Consider the following 20,058-nt stretch of genomic DNA (forward strand, 5'->3'; position numbering starts at 1 on the left):
AACCCCAGCAGGCCGTACTCCTGGGGAGTGACAACGCTACTGCTGAGGGCGCTCAGCTCTGGTGACGACAACGACGCAGACCTCGGCCACGACAGGGCGTCTTGACGCTCCCATCTGATACTCGGCCCGAGGCCCCGCCCCTCACGCTCGGGGCATCCAGGCCCCACCATCTCTGCCTCCAGGAGAACCGACATGCTCACCCCAACAGTCCAGCCCGCCCTCGACCTGAGCGTGGTTACCGTCCTTGACTACGTGAGCGGTCAGCACGGCGAGCGGAGCTACAGAATGACCGACGTGCACCCCCTCCAGCCCGGCAAGCAGCCGGGCACCTACCTCACGCCAGATGGCCGCAAGGTCAGGTCCGCTGCTTAGGGCTACAAGCGCAGCCGAACCTCCTACCAGATCCAGGGCTTCAGTGCGCGCCTCTACAGCGGTGTCCATACGGTGCTGGTTGACGCCAATCAGCTGGCACAGCTCAAAGACCTGCTCAAGGCGTGCGGCGGAGAGCTCGCTGACCTTGACCTGGAGATGCTTCTGTCTGAGCTCCCCCCGCCCGCATTGCCAGCCTCTGAGCCACCTCGTCGCCCCGGCCCTCCTCCGAGCACAATCACGCCATGACCCAGTCGTCAGCCAGAGCACTGAACGTCATCCAGAACGCATGGAGGTACGATTGGGCAACTTCTACAGTTCTGTATGAAGCTCACTTCTCTGGGAACAGCTGCCGACCCGGCTTCCCGGCTTCCCTTCTGCGCCTGCAGGCATCAGGTCAACCTCGGCCGACCAGGAAGCACGCGTCCCAGGAAGCACATCCTCTCCGGCCTGAGTGGATGTAGGAGCGGTGAACAAGGCGGCTCTTGATCACGTAGTCTGAGTTGAATTGGATGCGCTCATCCTCTCCCTGTCGTGCGCCAGGGCCTTAGGGGCGCGGAGGCGCCGCCTGCCGGATGAATTCCTTGAATCCTTCCAGGTACGCCTCCAGACTCTCCAATCCCATCCGTGCGCGGCGCTCATTGACCCGCGCCGGATCCACCAATGGCTTGGGCTCGAGTCTCTTGTTGACCTCGTCGTAATTGGCCTGCGTGCCGTACACCTGAAGCTGACCGGCTCCGGTCAGCACCCGGTCGGTCAGGTACGCGAAGTGGCGCGCTTCGGGCAGGGTGCTCCGCTGCTGACCGAGCAGATCCAGTACACACGCCTGAAGCGAGGGCTTCCGGTCGGCGTGCTGGGTGAGCAGCCAGACGTTGTTCGCAAGTTCGGGGCTGCCCGTACGGTTCGTGCTCGGCCACCCGGACTCGTTCAGAACCCGCTGCAGCCAGGCGATGGACTCGGCGTCGGCCTCACCCATGCCTTTCCTGGCATCCGGCCGGCCCAGTCGAGCAGCCTGATCCTGCTCCATAAGGCGGTGCGCCTCGTGCTCCAGGAGGGTGATCGAGGCCGCGCTCAGGGGCGCGTTGAGCGCAGCGGCCGAGGTGAACTCCTGACAGACCGGCCGAAGAAGCACTGGGCGTGTGAGGCCACTGGGCTGAGGTCTGGGCGGCAGGGTGGCCTGAAGGCGCCCGATGCTCTCGGCGAGAGGCGGCAGACCGATGGCCGCGCGCCGGGCGTTCACGATGGATTCGCTCTCGATCTGGGTCACCCGGACGGTGCGGACGGCGACGGTATAGACCGTTCCGTAGCGCTGGTAGGGGGCCTGGAGCCCGAGGAGTCCCTGGTCGATCAGGCGGGCCGCCTGCTGGCGTGTGTCTGCGGTGGCCGCGGCCCTCAGGGCCGCCTGCCCGGCGCACCATTGCCATGTCGGGTCACTGATCAGCAGGGCCAGCGAGGCCTGGATGCCTGGGTGTTCGGGCCAGCCGTACTGCCTCAGGAGCCGGGCTGCGTAAGTATTGACTTCACTTCTCAGGCCGCTCAGATAGACGCGGTCGCTGACGCCCGCACTGAGCTTGGAAAAGCGGTCTCCCTGAGTCCGGTAAGCCCGGAGGGTGGCGTCGACGGCGGTCGTCAGGGCCGGCGGCAGGGGCCGCGCCACAGGGGCGACCAGGAGAGAGCACTGGGCGGTGTCAGGGAGGGGAGGCGCTGAGCTTTGTGCCGCCGCTGAACTCAAGGGGGCGAGGAGCGCGCAGAGGAACAGGGCTCGCATGTAGGGCGCAGTATTTCACGTGCTGGCTGGTCGAGTGCCTGGAGGTAGACAGGGTGAACAGGGCTCCTCGACCGCGACCCTCCCCACGTCACCGCCAGACTACGAGGGGAGCCACCAGTGATAACCACCCCTGATCGCTCGCGGCCCGCTTTGCATATCGAGATCAAGATTGTCCCGCACACGAACGGCACTCCACTGACCTCTCAGCAGGTGACCGCGGCGGTGCAAGCACTGAACACCGGAGACGTCGCGCTGCTGATGCAAGTGTTCGTCGCCGACATCCGGAACAGGTCCTCCCAATGAGCCGCGCTCATGCAGAAGGTGCTTTCACCTATTGCCGTCGTGAGGAAGCGCTGCTGACAGCGGACAGGTACCATGCTGCATGGCTTCCCCCCGGCTGATGACGGTTGCTTGCACCCTCGGTCAGGTGCTGTCCAGCGCCCTGTCATCGATTGTGGCGGCGCCGATGGTGCTGCATGACCCGCGTCCAGCCTCACCACTGCACCACTTGACTCCAGCGGAACGCGCCGGGGCCGGACGCCTCATCACCTGGTTGCACACCTGGGATCAGGGCGCGCGGCGCATGAGCGTGCGGTACGGCCTGACGAACGATCAACAGCATGATCACTTCAGCTCCCTGGAGCTGCGTGACGTGCAGTTCACGCTGGTCGCGCCGTGGCGCAGCCCCCGCCCGGAGCAGCTGACGCTCGTGGATCTGGGCAAGCGTGAAGGCATGCAGTATCTCGTGGTCTTTGGAGAAGGAGCGGGGCGCGAGGTCTGGTCCCTGAAGCCGACCTCGAACTTCTCGATGTGTGGCATCCGGCAGGTGTATTCCCTCAGGGACGTGGATCTCAACGGACGTCGTGAACTGGCCTTCGTGATGCAGTGTGGGTCGCATGCACAGAGGTCTTCCTCGTTATTGATGGCCGAATTCACCCCCTCGGCTGCGCGAGTCAGTTCGCTGCATTTCCAGGAAGATCGTCAGGTGTGGCCCGAGGGCGGACAGGTCCGCGGGGGATTCCAGATGCTGCTGAACGTTGAGAAGGGGCGTACCCCATGGTATACAGCTCAGACGCTCCGCCGGTACGGAGCGTTCTATTTCCCGGCCCTAGACGCTTATCAGGCGCCTCCTGTCGGACAGACCATTCCGGTTCAGCCCGAACCCATGGACGTTCAGTTCCTCCGCGTCAAGTAGGCCAAGACGCTCCACTGTGCGCGGCAGCGAAGACAGAGGGTCGACGTATGAATCGATCAACGTCCTGACCCGGCGCCGGAGCGCGAGAATGTGATGAGATCAGGAGCCGCCGGAGAGACGTGAACCTTCAGGCGTCAGGGAGCCGGCTCCCGACCAGGACGTTCAGCGTCCTCACGTTCCTGGCGAGCGATAGCCTCCATCACGGCCCGAACCCGTGGATCTTCCCGCGGCTCATACTCCGACAGGTCGGGCAAGCCGCGGAGCTTGGCGGTAATCCCCCACGCCAGGTTCTCGAAGTCGCTTCCCTCCAGGTTCACGCCAAGTGCTGGGGCACGGTCTACCGCGTGGTACAGGTGTCCGATCCACACGTCGTCACTTCCGGTGCGGCGCTCCGGCCAGCGGTCCTGCAGGCGCCAGAGTGTCGCCGCTGCCGTCGCCCAGTTCTCCGCACACCCGTCGTCCCGCAGCACAGACATCACCGCGTCGAAGACCCCTTTCCACCCGTACAAGTCCGCCAGGTGGGTCAGGCCGGCCTGCTCTTCATCCTGTTCGCCGTCTGAGAAGGCCGGATCCTGCACCAGGAAAATGGCGTCGCAGGTCCCCTCCATGAACGGGGCGAGGCCCAGGTCCTGTTCCTGCCAGTGCCAGGGCCGCGGCGTGTCCTGCTCCAGCAGCACGGTGGCCGACTCGTTCGGGTGGGCCAGGCTTTCCCACCGCTCGTACCACCCATTGGGTCCCTGGTCGTACAGCAAGGCGTGGTGCACGCCAGCAAAGCGCCACCCCAGCGCGGCTGCCTCTTCTGGTGTGCATTTCGGCCGCGCTTCGGGCCACAGGGCCGCCGGAAAATCCTGTGGCAGGTGGCGCTCACGAAGCCAGCTCCCGTCCAGACCCAGCGCACGCCTGGCCGCCGCTTTCAACCCCTGAATCCAGCTGTTCGAATGGTTCGGAACGTCCGCGAGAACCACCCCGGCCCACGACACGGCCGTCTGAATGGCTTCCATCAACGCCTGGGCCACAGGGGCAAGGTCGCTGTCCTCTGCGGCATCCGGCAGCCGTACAGCCAGAAAGGCGGCCTCTTCATCGGAGAGGGGCCCTTCGATCGCTCCGAGGACGGGCAGGAGCGCGTGGGAACCCTGGCCCGAAGTCAGAAGCTGCTCAAGCCTCAGGACTTCAGGACGAATCCCGCTCAGAGGTGGTGCTGGCCTGTACATCAGTTGCTCGTACAGGGATCCAGCTTCAGCGGTCCAGAGGCCACCCGCCTGACCCAGCAACTGGACGTCTACCGTGGCGTGGTAGAGGCAGCCTCGCCGCTCGATTGCCCGGTAAGCCTGGAAGTGTGGGGAGTGGCCGTCCCAGAACCACACATGCCAGTCCGGGGAAATGGAGCGCCTGAGGGCCTCACGGGCCTCGCTGACAGAAGCGTGACTCCCCAGGAAGGAAGGCAGAGGAAAAGAGAGGGTGGGGTCACCGCTTCGCACGTTCTGGGAGCATAGACATTCCGGGAGAACGTTCCTATAGCCGTTCTGGCTTACGCCCACATCTCCGCCAGTTGCACCAGTCATTCCTAACGCACGGCCAGGTTCATCTGGGCAATGGAGGCCACCGCCCGCTCCATGACCCGGTCCTTCCCGGCCCGCCAGTCTCCCGGTGTGTTGACAACCACCTGATCCGGCTCGACCCGCTCCGGCAGCCAGGTGCGGCCGTCCAGGGTGATCCGCTTATCACTGACCTGCAGGGTCGAGCCCCCAGGCAGGGCCGTCCACGCCACCCCGGTATTCAGTAGACCCATGGTCGCCTCACCCATCACCTGCGCGCCGGAACGTTGCGCCCAGTAGGCCAACATCTCCCCAGCGGACGCCGTCTGAGCCGAGGTCAGCACTATGACCGGCTTGTTCCAGGTCTCCAGGCCGATGTCCCTGATGAAAACGGCTTGCTGGGATTTCCAGACCCTCCAGTCGAAGCTCACCGTCCCGAACCGGTCCACCGTTTTCAGGCTGACCTGCTCTCCTGCCAGCACTTGAGAAGCGATCAAGGCCTCGCTCATGAAGCCGCCGGGATTCCAGCGCAAGTCCACCACGAGCCCCTGAGCGCCCTGCGATCCTGCCAAGCTGACCAGGCTCACGAACGCCAGGCCGGTGCTGGTCCGCAAAGAGGGCAGGCTGATGACCGCGACCTTGCCGGCCCAACGCAGGCTAGGGAGTGTTACAGCGGGGCTCAGCTCACCTTGGAGCGTCACGGTCTTGATCTGTCCGGCGCTGCGGAGGCGAACTTCGAACGGCTCGCCGCGCTCCTCGTGCGCGAGGAGCTGAGTGTGGAGCTGATCATGGGTCTGCATACCCGACTGGCCAGCAAAGCCGAGAAGGGCGTCACCTGCCTGGATGCCCGCACGTTCGGCAGCGCTGTTGGAGCGCACGTGCGTTACGTGCAACTCCCCGGGCAGCAGCGGGAAGAGTCGCAGTCCGGTCAGGCGGCGATCTGCGGGCTCCTGAACAGCGGTCACAGCAACATTCCAATGGGCGCCCGAATGCCCGTCGCCCAGGTTCTTGATCACGGCATCTACCACGGAGCGGCCTCGCTTCTCGGGGCAGACGACGGCTGTGGAACACGCCACGACCAGAGCCTGGCGCTGGCGATCCACGAGAGCACCAACTTCCAGCATGCGGGGGCCAGCGTAGGTGGTCTTGAGGATGTGTGCGGCAGCGTCGAACACGGCGTAGGCATCAATAGCGCGAGGTGCGGAGACACCGCCGGCGGTGCCCTGGCTGGCAGCCAGCAGCAGGAACGCGGCCAGGAGGTAAAGGGGACGAAGGCGCATGTGTCCTGAGCTTATGCGTTCACAGGCCATGTGGTTGCGGCACATCATGCAGCTTCAGCCGCTGCTGGCCCTGTTCGGTCCGTCCCAGGCTGGGCAGTGCAGGATGGTCCCTGAACGAAAGATCGGCAGGCGAGTTCAGGTGTCCCCCGGTGAGGGAGCCAATCGACTCCGTTCAACCTGGCGTTCGGGCCTGAGATCCAACGCACCAGTGGACCGCGGAGCACCAGCCGAACTCCGTCGGCTTGAAGCAACGCTTCAGGCCCGGGTGTCCTATGCTCTCAGCGATGCGCTTTCCCTCCGCTGGCCTCAGCGCCGTTCTGATGACCCTGACGCTGCTTTCCCCGGCCACAGCGGGTGGAGCAGGCGGACCGCGTCCCTTGCTGCCGGACTTCTCCGCCGTGACCCCCTGGCCGGTCGACTGTGATTCGGCCCCCTACCTGACCGATGGCTGCCGTCTGCGGGTCGCTCTTCCCCCGGGCACCACCTTGCCCAGTCCCGGGCAGCTCCAGGTGGTGCCCGGCCACAACCGCCTCGCCATTCTGTACCACCCCCCTATCGGCACCCGCGCTGTCACGCTGTGCTGTGGTCTGCAACTCCCGCTCTCCCCTCTTCCCGGAACTGAGGTCTGGGCCGTGACTGTGAAGGTCAATGACCTCACCCGCGCCGTGATTTCTATGGGCGTGCTGACCGACAGCAGCGCCTCGCTGGCTCAGGAGACCACCTGGCGAGGTCCCCAGGCACCCGCACCTGTGGCCCGCACCCGACTGCTCGCCGGGAAGGTCGACCGGTTGGTCCTTGATTCAGGCAGCCTGATCGGTTCACGCGAGATCATCGTCTATACCCCGCCGAACTGGACCCAGGCTGAACGTCTTCCCGCCGTCTATCTGGGTGATGGACAGGCCGTGGTGGGGCTGGCACAGACCCTGGAGCCCGCAATGCTGAGTGGCGCAGCGCCCCGGGTCGTCCTGGTCGGCATCGACAGTGCCAGGTCCCAAGCAGCGCTCACCGCCACGGGCGGGCCTCCAGTAGACCAGCGCGCTCAGGAATACCTCGAAGCGTGGGAGGGTGGTGAGCAGCGCTTCGCTGCGCACGAGCAATTCGTCTTAACCACTGTTCTGCCGCATGTGGAACGGGCGTATGGCCTCTCGGCCAGGCCACAGGATCGGGTGGTGAGCGGATTTTCCAACGGGGGCAGCTGGGCGATCAGCATGGCCGCGCGTCATCCGGACGTGTTCCGCGGCGTGCTGGCCATGAGCCCCAGCAACGCGGGGCTGCAGAACGCGCCGCATCCCGCAGCGCGCGTCTTCGTCGAGGGCGGTACCCTGGAGCCATCCTTTCTTGCGGCGGCGCGCACCTATGCGGTCATGACCCGGACCGCGGGGAATCCCACGCGCCTCGACGTGCGGGTGGGCGGTCACGACGCGTTGGTGTGGGCAGAAGTTTTCCCGGCGGGTGTCGCCTTCATCCTGGGGCGCTGAGCGGTCTGAGACTTGACAGGGTGTCCTGATATCCTGGTTCTTTCGGAATTCCCGTCCCTCTTGCCTTCTTCGTGACCCACCTCTTCCGAGGAGTTCATGACACTGATCAGCCGAGATCCCCGAACACTTGCCGAAGTTCACCACGAGATCCGTACCGTGTTCCAGCAAGCGGGTCTACCTCGTGACACCAACGCAGAACGGCTGATCCGTCAGGGCCTTGATACCGCGTATGAAGTGACCCTGGAGCGCGCTGATGAGCACAGCTTCGCCCTGGGTGAAAGCAAATTCGGTGGTCATCCACACGTGCTCCCTGAATGGCCCTGGCCAACGGATCCTCAGGGTATGCCCCTGCGGTTCCTCTACCAGATCCAGCTGGCCTGCCTGGAACCAGAACGCACCAGCGAGTGCCTGCCCACAGAGGGACTGCTCTCGGTGTTCTGGGATTTCTTCTCCAGGTCCATGGAGCTGACCTATCACCGGACTTGGTCACCAACGAGAGGCCCAAGTCTGCAGCGCCGTGATGATGCGCAAAGCCAGTTGGCGTCATGGATCATCGCAACCACCAGACCAGGTGCTCTTCGCCTGGGAGTTGCCCCTTGACCTTCAGGGCACCGCGTTCCAGACCGCACGGTTCAATGCTCGGTGATGACCGCAATGATCCCCCCGCACCGGGCAGCAGGGAGGCTGGCCGGGCTGCCCCATGATCCAGGCCCACGCACCCAACGCAGCCCGTGGGGCAGCAGCAGTGAGCGAACAGGCAGGTGCCTCCAGGCGGCAAGGTCGCCTGTTCCTGAAGACTCCCTCCAAGCCCCAAGAGCATGGCGGCGAAGATACGGTTGAGCGCAGTTGCCTGTTCCCAGGGCGCCTCTAACGCCTAGGCTGGCCTGTCCTCTGACGGTTCTGCTCGACCTCGAAGTCACCCATCTGGGTTCCCCAGCTGGAGCGCAAGAATGACCCAGATGAGTTGGGTCGGGGGGAGTTCCGCGACGTCCACGGGTGAGTCAAGAGCGAGATCTCCGCTCCCGACAGCTGTCCTGACGCTCCCGCGTTCGACATCATGCGGCACGCTCAGGCGGTGAGAGCCGCCGCTCCCGCTCCCCTGAGAGGCACCCAATGAACAAGGTTCTGATGATCGGCGCTGTGGTGCTGATTGCGCTGGGAAGCCTGGCCAGCAGCGCCGCTTTAACCCCCCTTCACTCAAGGCGTCGCTCGCAGCTCGCTCAACCTCAGCTACAAGATCAAGGCGTCACCCGCACCCAACGGCAAGGCAACGTGGGGGAGCCATCTGGCTCTCCCACGTTGCCTTGCCTCCAGCGAACCCTTTACGGCTTCTCCCCCACCAGGAGGCTGCTGAGCTCGCGGAAGGCCTGATCCCCAGCTTTGCGCCCCTCCTCGACCCCCAGTTCCGGCGTGCGGTAGGAGTACCCCACCCAGCCGTCCATCCCCAGCTCCACCACGCGCCTGGCCTGCGCCAGATTCTCCGCCGCGGTGTTCAGGTAGAGCGCCGTCCCCGCGGCCACCTGACCCCTCCCTTTCACTGAAGCGGCAAAGCGGTTCCAGGTGTCAAAATCACGGGCCTGATCAGCACGCGCCTCGCGCTTGTAATTCATCATCACGACCAGGTCGACCTGACCGCTGGCCAGCCACGACGGCCAGTCCTGCAGCACCTCCGAATAGGTACGCGTCCGGGTAAATGCGTCGCGGCTCCCGGGACCCGCACCGTAGGTGATCGCCGCCACACTCATGACCGCGCCGGCACGCGCGCCCCGCACCGCCTGAGCCACTTCCGAGACCAGAGCGTTCACACGCTCCCGGCGCCAGGTGATCCAGCGGGCGTCCGCAGGCGCCGGCATCTCGGCGGTCCCGGTCTCCGCCTGGTAGGCCGCGACCGCGCCAGCGTTGTAGCCCCAGTCCTGTACCGCGCCCGAGGGATCAGGGTAACGCACCCGGTCCAGCTGCACTCCGTCCACGCCGTAGGCCGCGGTCAGGCTGCGGACGCCCTCGACCACGTAAGCACGCGCCTCAGGGTTGCCCAGATCAAGCTGCTGGTCATTGCCGGCCCACACCGCCCCGGCAGCGTTGCGCGTCAACCAGTCCTGCTCGGTGCCTTCACCATGAGCGTTCACGACGTGCTGCGGATGGGTCACCGGATAGCGAACCGCGCGGTTGGCCACGGCGGTGGGAATCACCCAGGCATGCACCCGGATCCCCTGGGCGCCCGCTTTGGCCAGCACATCCGCCAGCGGATCAAAGCCGGCCGGCACCGCCGGATCTTCGGTGCGGGGGAACAGGCTGTTGTCGCAGTAACAGTCTCCCCGCTTGACGGCCTGCACGAACAGCGTGTTGATGTTCATCGCCCGGGCGTCCTGAATCAGGCGGTCGACTTCTCCAGGCGTCTTGAAGCCGGGGCCAAAGGCGTCCACCCACAGGCCCCGCAGGGCAGGATCCGACTGAAGCGGCCCCACAACGGGTGGAGGCTCAGGCCTGGGTTCAGGCTTGGGAAGAGAAGCCGGCTGGGGCTCTTCCTGGATGGCCGCAGGCTGAGCCGGCTTGAGCGCAACAGCAGGTGCCGCTTCGGCCGGCTTCAAAGTCTTGGGTTCCACGGCCGGCTTGGCCTCCAGGGGCCTGACCGGCGCAGACTTGATCTCCAGCTGCGGGCGGGGCACCGGCTTACTGACGGGCCTGGGTTCAGGCGCCTGGGGCGGCGCTGGACGAGGCTGGGGCGGGACAGGCGCAGGCGTCACGCGAATCTCAGGTTCAGGCGCCTGCTGCACGTCAGGCTTCCCTTCAAGACGGGGCTCGACTGGAGGCGCAGCCGCCGCCTGCGCACGCGGAGGGGGAGGCGTAGGTTCAGGCTGGGTGGGCTGCTGGGCCGGGCTAGCCTCAGGTGTCAGGACAGGTTGATTCTGGGATTCCCTGGCCGCCTCGGCAAGCGGAGCTGCAGGCTGAGCCCGCTCAGACACCTGAACCCGGGTGGGCTGTTCCTCTGGTGGCGTCTCGAGCGTCTGCTCGGCCCTCTGAACGGGTTCCCGGGGGGCGTCCACCTTCAGCGCAGCGTCGACAGGGCTTTCGGTCATGGATTGTGGATCGACGGCCTGGCGGTCGGGAGACCTTGGACACGCCACCAGGGTCAGAGACAGCGTGATCGCGAGCAGAGCAACAGAAGGGCGGCGCATAGGCTCTGGCATCCTGTCACAAGCGGCGCCGCCTGTGCCTGCCCGGGGCCCACCGCTTCGCCGCACGTCATAGCCCGTTCTGGTCATTCCTTCCCGCCTGTCCCAGCCCAGAGACATCACCTGCAGAAGGAGGACTGGCCTGTCTCCGTGGTCGGCACGTTGACCTGCCACTCGTGAACGGGAGACGGTGCCTGCACGCCACAACGCGGGACCGGACGCGTCTGGACGCTCAGGGGCAGCTCGCTTCCGGTGGGAGTCATGACTGAGCCCTCAAGAATGAGCCACCTGTTGGAAAGGCCGTGCATCTGGCACAGACCCAGCAGCGCCCAGGCCACCCGCTTCACCCCCGTGCTGCCTGCGCTCACCTTGCCTGTGGCAACGCTGCCCGCGACGACGCCACCCGGAAGACCCTCCCCAGCCGCCACGGTCAATGAACCCATGAGCAGCAGCCACCGAACCTCCAGTGAGACGAATCCTCTTCACCCTGATGCCTGTCCGCCGGTACGCCGCCGGGCCACCCCAAGTCACGGGCGCCTGCCAAGTTGGAAGAGTCCGTGTTGATGGAGCAGGCGGCTGAAAGCCATCCCTCAAGAGGGTCTGTTCCTGAAGCGCTGTCCCGAGCCCACAGGACGCCCACTCGCTGCACTCGTGTTGGCGCTCCCGGTCTCCACCGTGCAACTGGCTCTCCACACCGATGACCGCACGAGCAGCAGGCAGCAGTGCAGCGCGTCCGGCTTGAGCTTCTGCGCACCACGCACCCCTGCTGCAACAATCAGGTCATCCACATGCTCACGCGTTGGCCCGAGAAGGTGCTGATACAGCAAGATTGGCCCGCTCAAGCGTCGCGCTCTTGCTTGCTCTTCAGGAACCGTGCGTGCCGGCTCAGACCCCCCCTGTGTCAACTCTGCCTTCATCGCGCGTGCCTGGCCACGATGTCAGGTTCAATCTTTGGCACGCTGCCCGAGAGCCTTCAGGCCAGCCCGCTATGGCCGCAGCGTTCTCAAGGAAGACCCAGCGGAAAGCGTCCAGGCGAACTTCAGAGCGTTGCCCAGCAGCCGCTTGACCACCCTCTGCAAAGCCCGGTGGTCGCCCAGCACCTCCAGCCGGTCATCGACGCCGGAGCTGCACCGCGCTCTCGGCGCCCCCACGCCTGTGAGCTGTGCCAGGAGCGTCAGACAACGAAGAAGGCGACCCCTTGGGCCGCCTTGATGTCTCTCACCTGGCGTCGGATTCACACCCCGTCAAGGCGGTGCAGCGGGCCGGGCTGTGGTTGCCCCCTCACCCTCTCTGACAGCTGGCGCCGCCGCTGCCGCGCTCTACCCTGACCTCTCCGTTGGCATCAATGACCAACGCAAAGCGGCCCCGGTCCAGGATTTTGGTGCCGTCACTTCCCGTGAGATGGCCCGTGCCGAGGTCGGTCACGTTCACGGCGCCTGAGCCCCCGTTCTGTTGATGACGATGCGGGCGCGCAGCCGGTCGGTGAACACCGTGCCTGCTTCGCCCAGGTACGTGCCGGTAAAGAGGAGTCTCTCGTGAACGTGGGTTCCCCCGCTGGCGTCCGTGACGATCCACCGCTCTCCGGTGACGGTGGTGGTTCCGGTGATGAGTTCTCCGGTGCAGGGGCTCCCTAAGTTGAATGGCTGCGTCCTGGAAATGGTGGTGCGGGCAGTCACCCCCTGAGTCTCCAGGGTCGGCCGAGGGGGCTGAGCCGCAAGCTCGGGGCGTCCACGGGCGGTGAGGGCGGCAGTGATGCTTCCCTTTATACAGACCTCCTCTGATGGCTCCCTCCCGGCGCCTCAGCGCCGCCGATAGCGGTCAGCGTTGGTCTCGAGGTTGTTGCGTCCAACCCTCACGGTCCCGTGGGCGTTCATGACGAAGTTGCTCGCTGACCCGAATTCGTGCCGCGCTACAGCGTGCGTGCAGCACCGATGACGGCCAGGGCGGCCGCGAGCCCGCCGATGTCACCGAAGACTGATGTGACCCCTATAGATGTAGTAGACGTTGCTTGGGTCAGCCACGATGTCCTTGTAGTCGAGGCGCCCGGTGGCCCCCGCGAAACCGCCGGTTCCGCTGCCCGCCACCAGGGGATGCTGGCAACGTCCAAAGATTTCCGTGCTCCCGGAGAACTTGGACTCGAATTTGTAGGTCGTCGCGAACACGCCGATCGGTCCGCCATTCAGGCTGCCGACGAAGACCTCCCTGCCGGTTTCCAGGTAGACGCCACTCGGTGTCGTCTTGGAGGAGTCGACCTTCGTGTACCAGCAGCCTTGCAAGCTGCCGCTCAGCACGAGCCCCGGGTAGCTCACGAAGTCGGCATAGCCGCTGGGAGGGGCCGGGCAAATGCTCCCGCTCACGTCGTAGACCGCGCGCCCCGAGATCTGGACGTTGTTGGGGCTGGTGGTACGGACGCTCTGGGTGGTCAGCACGGGCTGATCCGCAAGCTGGGTGCTTCCACAGGCGGTGAGGGCGCTCAGAGTGACGGCGGCAGCAAGGGTGCGGGTGTTCATCGGGAATCTCCTCTGAACCTGCGTGGCAGGCCATCCGTTGAAGCAGGTGACGTCGAGCATGTGATGTGGTTCGCCGCGTGCGCAGGGCTCCCCCCGATCTTCCAGAAGCTCTTCAGGTGAGCCAGTCGCGGCCGTGAACTGGCCCACCTGGGGGCGTGCAGCGTTACTTCACGCTGCTGGAGAGCGGATTGGCGATGTTGCCGACCGTCCAGACCTCTCCATCAAGGGTGGTGATGTACGCGGTGTTGCCGATGATCTCCAGGGAGGTCGGGCGGTCCAGCGGAAAAGCGATGGCCGTGAAGGTGCCGTCCTCCTTGGCCCGCATTAGCGAGCCGGTCTCCGGGTGCGCAGGCGAGCCGACTTCCACCCCATTCCAGACGCCCTGAGAGAGTCCGAACAGCGTACCGCCCTGGCCGAACTCCACATCCAGCAGCATCCGGGCCCCCGCGGCTACCACAGTGGACGGGGCAGAATCTGCTCCGAAGGAGACGGCCCGGCCTACCTGTGGCTCGTGCGGGATAGCTCCAGGCTCGGCCATGTACACGGTGTTGCCCATCACATCCATCCCGGTCGGGACAGTATTGCCGAAGACCCGGAACACCGACACCTGGCCTTCCCGGGTGACCCTGTACACCCGGTTGTGGTGCCCGTCGCTGACCAGGAACGCCCCACCGAGGAGTTCTAGGGCATACGGAACGCCGGTCGGCACGAAGAACTCGGTGTCCGGTGGGTTCGCCAGCGTGAACGCGCCCAAGTCGGCGACGACAGTGAAGGTGGTGGGGCTATCCATCCGGTAGAGACCCACCTTGTGGGTGCCGCCCACGTCCGAGGCGACCAGGCCCATCAGGACGTACGCCGTGCCGTCCAGGAAGATGACATCCACCGCCCCGCCGAGGCCAATAACCGGGAGGGGAAGACCGCTGGCGAAGGTGGTGACCGCGCCGGTCTTGGGATCGATCCGCACGACCCGGCCGGCGGCAGGTTCGGTGACGTAGAGAGCACCATCGGGACCGACGGTGCTGCCCTGGGCATTTTGCAGGCCGGTGACCAGACGCTCGGGCCCGGTGGGGGCCGCCAGAGGTGGGGCCTGAGTGCAGGCCGCGAGAAGCAGGGTGGTGAGGGTGACGGCGGTCAGCAGGGCTGTTCGCATGGTGTCCCTCCCGGTGCGCAGGGCACAGAGGTCTTGGCTGCAGCAAAGGTGTCAGGAATCCGCGCCTTGTAGGTGCAGGCATGCCCTGGTGGTGACGGAGCGCTGTGTCCTGGCGAAGGCTGGGGTCGGTGGCTGCTTCCTGGTGGGAGCGGTGGAGCTGGTTCTACGCGGCGTTGAGAATCTGGGCTTATGGCCGACCTCCTTGCACGGGAACGAGGGCAGAGAAGTGGACGGTGGGCGCACGAATCTTGGAACTTGGCGTTCAGCTGAGCCCTGAATTGACCAATGCCTCACATTACGTTCAGGATCCCCTGCGGCACATCATCAGAATTAGGTAGAGGGCTGTGGTAGTAGAATTAGGTAATCCGGCCCGAGGGTGGCACAGCGCCGCCGCGCTGATCCTGGCGTGGAACCCTCGACGCTCTGCTCACGGCGCCTCGCACCACGGCCTGAGCGTGATGGGTCCCCGGCGGGATGGAGCTGAATCGCCCCTAGCGTGCGCAGGCGCCGGGGCTTTGGCGTGGGCCTCAGGTGCACCTGCAGCGTCCGTCCACCTGCCCCATGACCAGCACGGGGCCTCAACAGGGCTAGATTGAGATGTCATGCCGGAGCTCTCACTGCCTGAGGTGCTGGGCGCCTCCTGCACGCGCATCGAGACCGTGCTTGAGCAGTTGCAGGCAGTCTACGGGGAGGTGAGTCCGGGGCGCATGCTGGAGGGGACGCTCCCCGCCCCGGGGCACCTGGAGAGCCTGAGATAACGAATCGTCTTGATTCACTCCCCGGCGGCCTGGGTTTAGACTGGTGTATGGATCGCCTGCCGGGGTTGCCGCCCACGGCCGCGCTCGCCCCGCTCTATGGCCGCGAGCCCGACCTCCGTCACTTGCTGGCCCTGCTGCACCGTGGCGTGCGGCTCCTCACCCTGCGCGGGCCCGGCGGCATCGGCAAGACCGCCCTGATGCTTCACCTATCCCACGCACTGCAGGACCAGACCAAGCCGGCCCTGTTCGACCACGTCCAGTTCATCGACCTCAGTGCCCTGCGCGACCCCGAGCGGGTGCTGGGCCACATCGCTGCCGCCCTGCCGGAAAGCGGCGTCACCGGAACAGCCGCGCAGCGCCTCCAAGAGTTTGCGGCCCGGCAGCGCACCCTGCTGCTGCTCGACAACTTTGAGCAGCTCCTCCCCGCTGCAGCCGAGTTGGCTGATCTGCTGGCCAGGGCGCCGCTGCTCCACCTGGTGGTCACCAGCCGGGCCATCCTCCAGCTGCATGATGAGGTCGAGTACCCCGTCGAGCCCCTCGCGCTGCCCCACAGTGTCCAGGGCGCCGCGTCCAGCGCCGCCGTGCAGCTGTTCGTGGCGCGCGTCCAGGCCCTAACGCCCGCGTTCGCGCTGAACGATGAGAACACGTGGCTGGTCGTGCGGCTGTGCGAACTGTTGGAAGGGGTTCCGCTGGCCCTGGAACTCGCAGCCGTGCGGATGCGCAGCTACGCGCTGGGCGACCTGCTCACCCGGCTGGCACGCCCCCTGGAGGTGCTGAAAGCCGACTTCCGGGATCGTCCGGAACGCCTGCGCTCCCTCCGGGCCGCCGTGCAGTGGAGCTACGACTTGCTAGACGACACAGACCGAGCGGTCTTCGAGTGCTGCGCGGTCTTCGAGGGGCCTTTCAGCCCGCAGGCACTGGCCGCCGTCTGGGGAGAGCCGGACGTGCTCGACCGGGCCGAATCGCTGCTGAAGCAGAGTTTCCTGCGCCGCTTGGACACGCCTGAGACCCTCTGGAAGATGCTGCAGCCGCTCAAGGAACTGGCGCTGGAACAACTGGAAGGCCACGCGCAGGTCTCACGCTGGCGGGAGCGGCATGCACAACACTTCCTGAACATGCTGGAGGATCATCAGCGCAGCTGGCAGATGGACAGCATCGACAGACGGGAAGCTTATCTGCCGCATTACCCCAACATCCGGGCCGGCCTGGTCTGGACGATCGATCAGCGCCGATCCGATCTGGCTTACCGCTACCTCGGCGCTATTCGTGGGCTGTGGATGCCTTTTGGGCTGACCGTCCAGGAGGCGCCGCTGGTCGATCAAGTGCTGGCCCTGCCCGCACCCGAGGACCGGATCACGCTGGTCCGGGCCCTGGAAGTGAGCGCGGATACCATGAACTGGACGGGTCAGGTGGAGGCCCGGGAGACGCGCCTGCAGGAGATTCTGTCGCTGTGCCGTGAGCTGGATGACGTGGAAGGGATGGCCTGGGCCAAGCTCAATTTGGCAGGCGTGGCCCGCGACGCGGGCCGGGGGGAACTGGCCTGGGACATCGGACAGCGGGTGCTCCAGGAGCTTCAGGAACGGGTGGGCACCGGACCTCCGACCCGCATGCAGCGGATGCTCCGGGCCAATGCCCACCTGGGGGCGTCCCTCGATTTGCTGGAGCTAGGCCGCCACGCAGAGGCGCTGAAGTACGCTCAGCTGGCCTACCGATATTTCCAGGAGGCGAGCAACCAGGTGTTTGAGCATGAGTCCAGGACTGTGATTGGTCACCTGCTGCTGTATGTCAACCGGCAGGCGGAGGGCTGCGCCTTGCTGCTGTCCTGCCTGCACGACGCTGTCCAACACGGCTTGAGGGGAAGTGCAGAAAGCACCGTGCGCTGGGGGCTGACCCTGATCGCGGCAGAACGGCGCGACTGGACGGCCCTGGTGCAGTTCACCGCCTTCGTCAACGATCCGGTGTGGCAGCTCTCGCAGAGCGTGCCGGATCGCCGTCTGCGGCAGGATATGGCCCTCGCCCGTGAAGCTCTGGGCCAAGAGGCTTACCAACAAGCGTGGACGACTGGAACCCATCTGCAACTGCCGGAAATTATGGAGCTCGCTGAGCGACTGGCCCAGGTGCTGCTCTCACCGTCCACGCACTCTGAGCTGACCCCCCGTGAACAGGAGGTGCTGGCCCTGGTGGCGCAAGGGCATCCGGACCGCCGGATTGCGCGGTTACTGGGGATCAGTCCGGGGACCGCCAGCAAGCACGTTGGGAATCTGCTGGGCAAGCTGGGGCTGCACAACCGCGTGGAACTGACCCGCTGGGCCATCGAGCATGAATCGGCGGAGGGGTCGCAGGGACGAGAGGACAGCTCGGGTCGGAGGTGATGCTGAAGTTCCGTGGGTAACCTGAGGAGTGGAGCAAGGAAAGCCTGGGTTGGCCAGCCTTGAAAGCTTCCTGTTCTGCCCCAGCTGCCCGCGTCCGAACCCGGGGCGTACGTAGTCTTGTCAGGGTGGTTCGCTTGCCCTATTCGCACTTCTGGCGATGCGCTTTTTTACGCTAACGCGCACTCTAGAGGCATCAGCCCAGCGCTGACCCGCGGCCAGACGCAGATCACCGCGCACCCGCACCGTCTCGCGTGTCGTTCACCCCTCTCCCTGCGCGCTTCACGTCGTCCAGTTTCGGACGAGGAGGCGCGACGGCAGGTCAGGCCTGCCCTGGAGGAAGTCTCATGCTCACACTCCGCACCGTTCGTCGGCAGTCACTTGCGCTCCTCACCGTGGCCTTGCTGGGAACCGTCAGTGTTCTGGCCCAACAGACCAATGCGCCCGCCTCGCTCAGCCCTCAACTCAGTGCCATGTCCGGCACCGGGCTGATGCTCGCGGGTTGCCAGGAGCGGATGAAGACGCTGGACAGCCTGTTGAAGGAAGCGGGCTACAGCGCCATGCGCACCCAAGTGGTGGATGGCACCACCAAGGTCGCGCGCTGGTACCACCCGGAGCACCACACGACCATTGTGGCGTTCGCCGGCTGGCAGGCCTCGGACAATACGTTCACGGCAGGTGAATTCGCGGGCCTGATGCGCTGGAATGAACTGATTGCCACGCCGTGACAGGCGTGCGCTGTAACGTGAGCCGGACTCCTTGGAAGCGGAGATCTGTCTAAAAGGAGACGTCTTGACCATCGTCGCCATCCCCATCACAGCCTGTGCGGTTCAATCGGCTCGACCTGCCTTGACGGATCAACTGCCGGGAGTCCCGGTCTCCGCCTCGTTGACCCGTGTCCAGGTGGTTTAGTCACGCCACCGCTCCAAATCGGGGTCGGCAGCTCCCAGGAGGTGATGACGTCCAGTCCATCAATCACCACCCTTCAGCGCCCCTTGCTTCAGGTCTTCAAAGAAGGCTGGGCCGACCAGCTCATCAGGCCGGACTCCCTTGAGTACGCGCTGCCCCTGGGGCCTGCCTGCCCCGCCCAGCTGGGCCACATCCGGACTGCCTGTCCTGCTCTCCAGCTGCAAGCGGAAGACACCGTGACGGAGTGAACCCGTGTGGCCCTGCGCCTGAGCGCGGCAAGCACACATCTCGGCCCGCCGTAGGGGCAGCCCGCCACCGAACGCCGGGCCGAGGGGGAAGAGAGGCATTTTTTTCGTCTGGTTGACGCACGCGGCGGAGCACTGGTGGACCGGGTTCTCCCTCTCGGTCTGTTGCGCCAGCTCGGCCTGCTGGACGCCCTCGCCCAGACGTGCCGGCATCAGGGTGATCCCTCCCAGTGTCCACACACGCCGCACCACGCTCAATCCGAATCCGGCTCGACCCAGCCGTGGAGGTCCAGCTCATGAGACCCACCGTATTCAAGGCTCCCCTGTTGACTGCGCTCGCCTTGACTGGGTCCCCCCTGGCGGCCCCCACCGTCACTCTGGACGCACTGGAACGCCTGACACCCGCCCAGCTCAAAGCCCTGAACAAGGAGCAGACCGAGGCCCTGTGGTTGGAGGCCGACCGGGCCATCTCCAAGGTGGCAGATGCCGTGCTCAAGGGCCCAGACAACAAACCCAAGTGGCCGCATGCCGACCTGACGATGTACACCGCCCTGCTGATGACCGACGAAGCCTACGAACGGGACGTCTACAAGAGCTACCGCGGCCCAGACTGGACGAGCGACGGCTGCTCCTTCCCGGTGGCGGCGGCCTACAAGAAGGCCTTTGACGCCCAGGCCTGTCGTCACCACGATTTCTCGTACCGCAACGTGGCGCAGTACCGGCAGGGCCGGGATGAGGCGATGCGCCGGGCCATTGATCTGCGGCTGCTGCTGGATCTGCGCTTCCAATGCCTGACCGACAGTGCCCTGAACGTCAACCAGCACGCCTGTGACCTCGCGGCAGTCGCGGCCTATGTCCAGGCGCGCAAGGTGGGCAAAGTGGCGCTCACTGCCGTTCCCGCCCACTACCCGTGAGGCGAGGATCGGCCGAGGGGGCTGGACTTTTGCAGGGCCCCTCGGGCACCCACCCGGCCCAGTCGCGCAGGATGTGCTGAACCGTCTGCACGAACGCGCCGAAGGCCACAGGCTTGGTCACATAAGCATCGGCCCCTGCGGCGAGGTTCAGTTCGGCGTCTTGCGGGACCGCGGAACTGCTGAACACCACCACGTTCAAGGCCTTCAGCGCCGGGTCGCGGCGAATCTCCTGAAGCACCTCCACGGCATTCTGACGGGGCATGTTCGCGTCCATCAACACCAGGTCGGGCGGCGAACTGTTGACGAAGCTTCCCTCGCGCTTCAGGAACGAGAGGGCGTCCACGCCATCCCGAACGACATGCAAGCACACCTCTATATCCGCTCTATATCCGCGACGGCCTCCTG

18 protein-coding genes are annotated in these 20,058 nt (G+C 65.6%); 8 read left to right on the plus strand and 10 right to left on the minus strand.

Going from position 1 to position 20,058, the window contains the following annotated elements; genetic code table 11:
* Positions 1–192: 192 nt before the first annotated feature.
* Complete coding sequence (locus tag M1R55_RS00680) at positions 193–372, plus strand: hypothetical protein (RefSeq protein ID WP_249392837.1); 180 nt, start codon at positions 193–195, stop codon at positions 370–372.
* A 544-nt stretch (positions 373–916) separates the two neighbouring features.
* Here the strand turns inward: M1R55_RS00680 and M1R55_RS00685 are convergent.
* On the minus strand, positions 917–2,026 hold the full coding sequence (locus M1R55_RS00685; protein WP_249392838.1) for a DUF6624 domain-containing protein: 1,110 nt from the start codon (positions 2,024–2,026) through the stop codon (positions 917–919).
* Positions 2,027–2,254: 228 nt separating this feature from the next.
* On the opposite strand from M1R55_RS00685, the gene M1R55_RS00690 reads away from it, so the two are divergent.
* Positions 2,255–2,440, plus strand: a complete 186-nt coding sequence (locus M1R55_RS00690; RefSeq protein ID WP_249392839.1) for a hypothetical protein — start codon at positions 2,255–2,257, stop codon at positions 2,438–2,440.
* 79 nt (positions 2,441–2,519) lie between these two features.
* On the plus strand, positions 2,520–3,332 hold the full coding sequence (locus tag M1R55_RS00695; RefSeq protein WP_249392840.1) for a hypothetical protein: 813 nt from the start codon (positions 2,520–2,522) through the stop codon (positions 3,330–3,332).
* Between the two features lie 134 nt (positions 3,333–3,466).
* On the opposite strand, the gene M1R55_RS00700 is transcribed toward M1R55_RS00695, so the two are convergent.
* Together M1R55_RS00700 and M1R55_RS00705 are read right to left on the minus strand one after the other, a co-directional pair.
* On the minus strand, positions 3,467–4,810 hold the full coding sequence (locus M1R55_RS00700) for a hypothetical protein (protein ID WP_249392841.1): 1,344 nt from the start codon (positions 4,808–4,810) through the stop codon (positions 3,467–3,469).
* 86 nt (positions 4,811–4,896) lie between these two features.
* Entirely contained in the window at positions 4,897–6,147 is a 1,251-nt protein-coding gene (locus tag M1R55_RS00705) for a S41 family peptidase (RefSeq protein WP_249392842.1), read from the minus strand.
* Positions 6,148–6,431: 284 nt separating this feature from the next.
* On the opposite strand from M1R55_RS00705, the gene M1R55_RS00710 reads away from it, so the two are divergent.
* Together M1R55_RS00710 and M1R55_RS00715 are read left to right on the plus strand one after the other, a co-directional pair.
* A complete protein-coding gene (locus M1R55_RS00710) occupies positions 6,432–7,625 on the plus strand; it encodes an esterase family protein (protein WP_249392843.1) in 1,194 nt (397 codons plus the stop codon).
* A gap of 96 nt (positions 7,626–7,721) precedes the next feature.
* Complete coding sequence (locus tag M1R55_RS00715; protein WP_249392844.1) at positions 7,722–8,225, plus strand: DUF1963 domain-containing protein; 504 nt, start codon at positions 7,722–7,724, stop codon at positions 8,223–8,225.
* Positions 8,226–8,947: 722 nt separating this feature from the next.
* Here the strand turns inward: M1R55_RS00715 and M1R55_RS00720 are convergent.
* The 5 genes from M1R55_RS00720 to M1R55_RS00740 all read right to left on the minus strand — a co-directional run bounded on the left by M1R55_RS00720 (position 8,948) and on the right by M1R55_RS00740 (position 14,458).
* Positions 8,948–10,702, minus strand: coding sequence for a glycoside hydrolase family 10 protein (locus M1R55_RS00720; protein WP_249392845.1), 1,755 nt, complete (start codon positions 10,700–10,702; stop codon positions 8,948–8,950).
* Positions 10,703–12,079: 1,377 nt separating this feature from the next.
* Positions 12,080–12,223 carry a hypothetical protein gene (locus M1R55_RS00725; RefSeq protein ID WP_249392846.1) on the minus strand — a complete coding sequence of 48 codons (144 nt, stop codon included), beginning with the start codon at positions 12,221–12,223 and terminating at the stop codon, positions 12,080–12,082.
* 2 nt (positions 12,224–12,225) lie between these two features.
* Positions 12,226–12,474, minus strand: a complete 249-nt coding sequence (locus M1R55_RS00730; RefSeq protein ID WP_249392847.1) for a hypothetical protein — start codon at positions 12,472–12,474, stop codon at positions 12,226–12,228.
* A 288-nt stretch (positions 12,475–12,762) separates the two neighbouring features.
* A complete protein-coding gene (locus tag M1R55_RS00735) occupies positions 12,763–13,308 on the minus strand; it encodes a hypothetical protein (RefSeq protein ID WP_249392848.1) in 546 nt (181 codons plus the stop codon).
* Positions 13,309–13,471: 163 nt separating this feature from the next.
* Positions 13,472–14,458, minus strand: coding sequence for a ScyD/ScyE family protein (locus M1R55_RS00740; RefSeq protein ID WP_249392849.1), 987 nt, complete (start codon positions 14,456–14,458; stop codon positions 13,472–13,474).
* Positions 14,459–15,263: 805 nt separating this feature from the next.
* On the opposite strand from M1R55_RS00740, the gene M1R55_RS00745 reads away from it, so the two are divergent.
* Together M1R55_RS00745 and M1R55_RS00750 are read left to right on the plus strand one after the other, a co-directional pair.
* Positions 15,264–17,588 (plus strand): LuxR C-terminal-related transcriptional regulator, encoded by a 2,325-nt coding sequence (locus tag M1R55_RS00745; protein ID WP_249392850.1) that lies wholly within the window; start codon positions 15,264–15,266, stop codon positions 17,586–17,588.
* 344 nt (positions 17,589–17,932) lie between these two features.
* Positions 17,933–18,313 (plus strand): hypothetical protein, encoded by a 381-nt coding sequence (locus M1R55_RS00750; RefSeq protein ID WP_249392851.1) that lies wholly within the window; start codon positions 17,933–17,935, stop codon positions 18,311–18,313.
* Positions 18,314–18,556: 243 nt separating this feature from the next.
* On the opposite strand, the gene M1R55_RS00755 is transcribed toward M1R55_RS00750, so the two are convergent.
* On the minus strand, positions 18,557–18,841 hold the full coding sequence (locus M1R55_RS00755; protein WP_249392852.1) for a hypothetical protein: 285 nt from the start codon (positions 18,839–18,841) through the stop codon (positions 18,557–18,559).
* Between the two features lie 194 nt (positions 18,842–19,035).
* Between M1R55_RS00755 and M1R55_RS00760 the strand changes: the two genes are divergently transcribed.
* A complete protein-coding gene (locus M1R55_RS00760; RefSeq protein WP_249392853.1) occupies positions 19,036–19,653 on the plus strand; it encodes a phospholipase A2 in 618 nt (205 codons plus the stop codon).
* Here M1R55_RS00760 and M1R55_RS00765 read toward each other — a convergent pair.
* Entirely contained in the window at positions 19,625–20,017 is a 393-nt protein-coding gene (locus M1R55_RS00765; RefSeq protein ID WP_249392854.1) for a response regulator, read from the minus strand. The genes M1R55_RS00760 and M1R55_RS00765 overlap by 29 nt on opposite strands.
* Positions 20,018–20,058: the final 41 nt, after the last annotated feature.

The sequence above is a fragment of the Deinococcus sp. QL22 genome (genome assembly GCF_023370075.1).
GTDB lineage: Bacteria > Deinococcota > Deinococci > Deinococcales > Deinococcaceae > Deinococcus.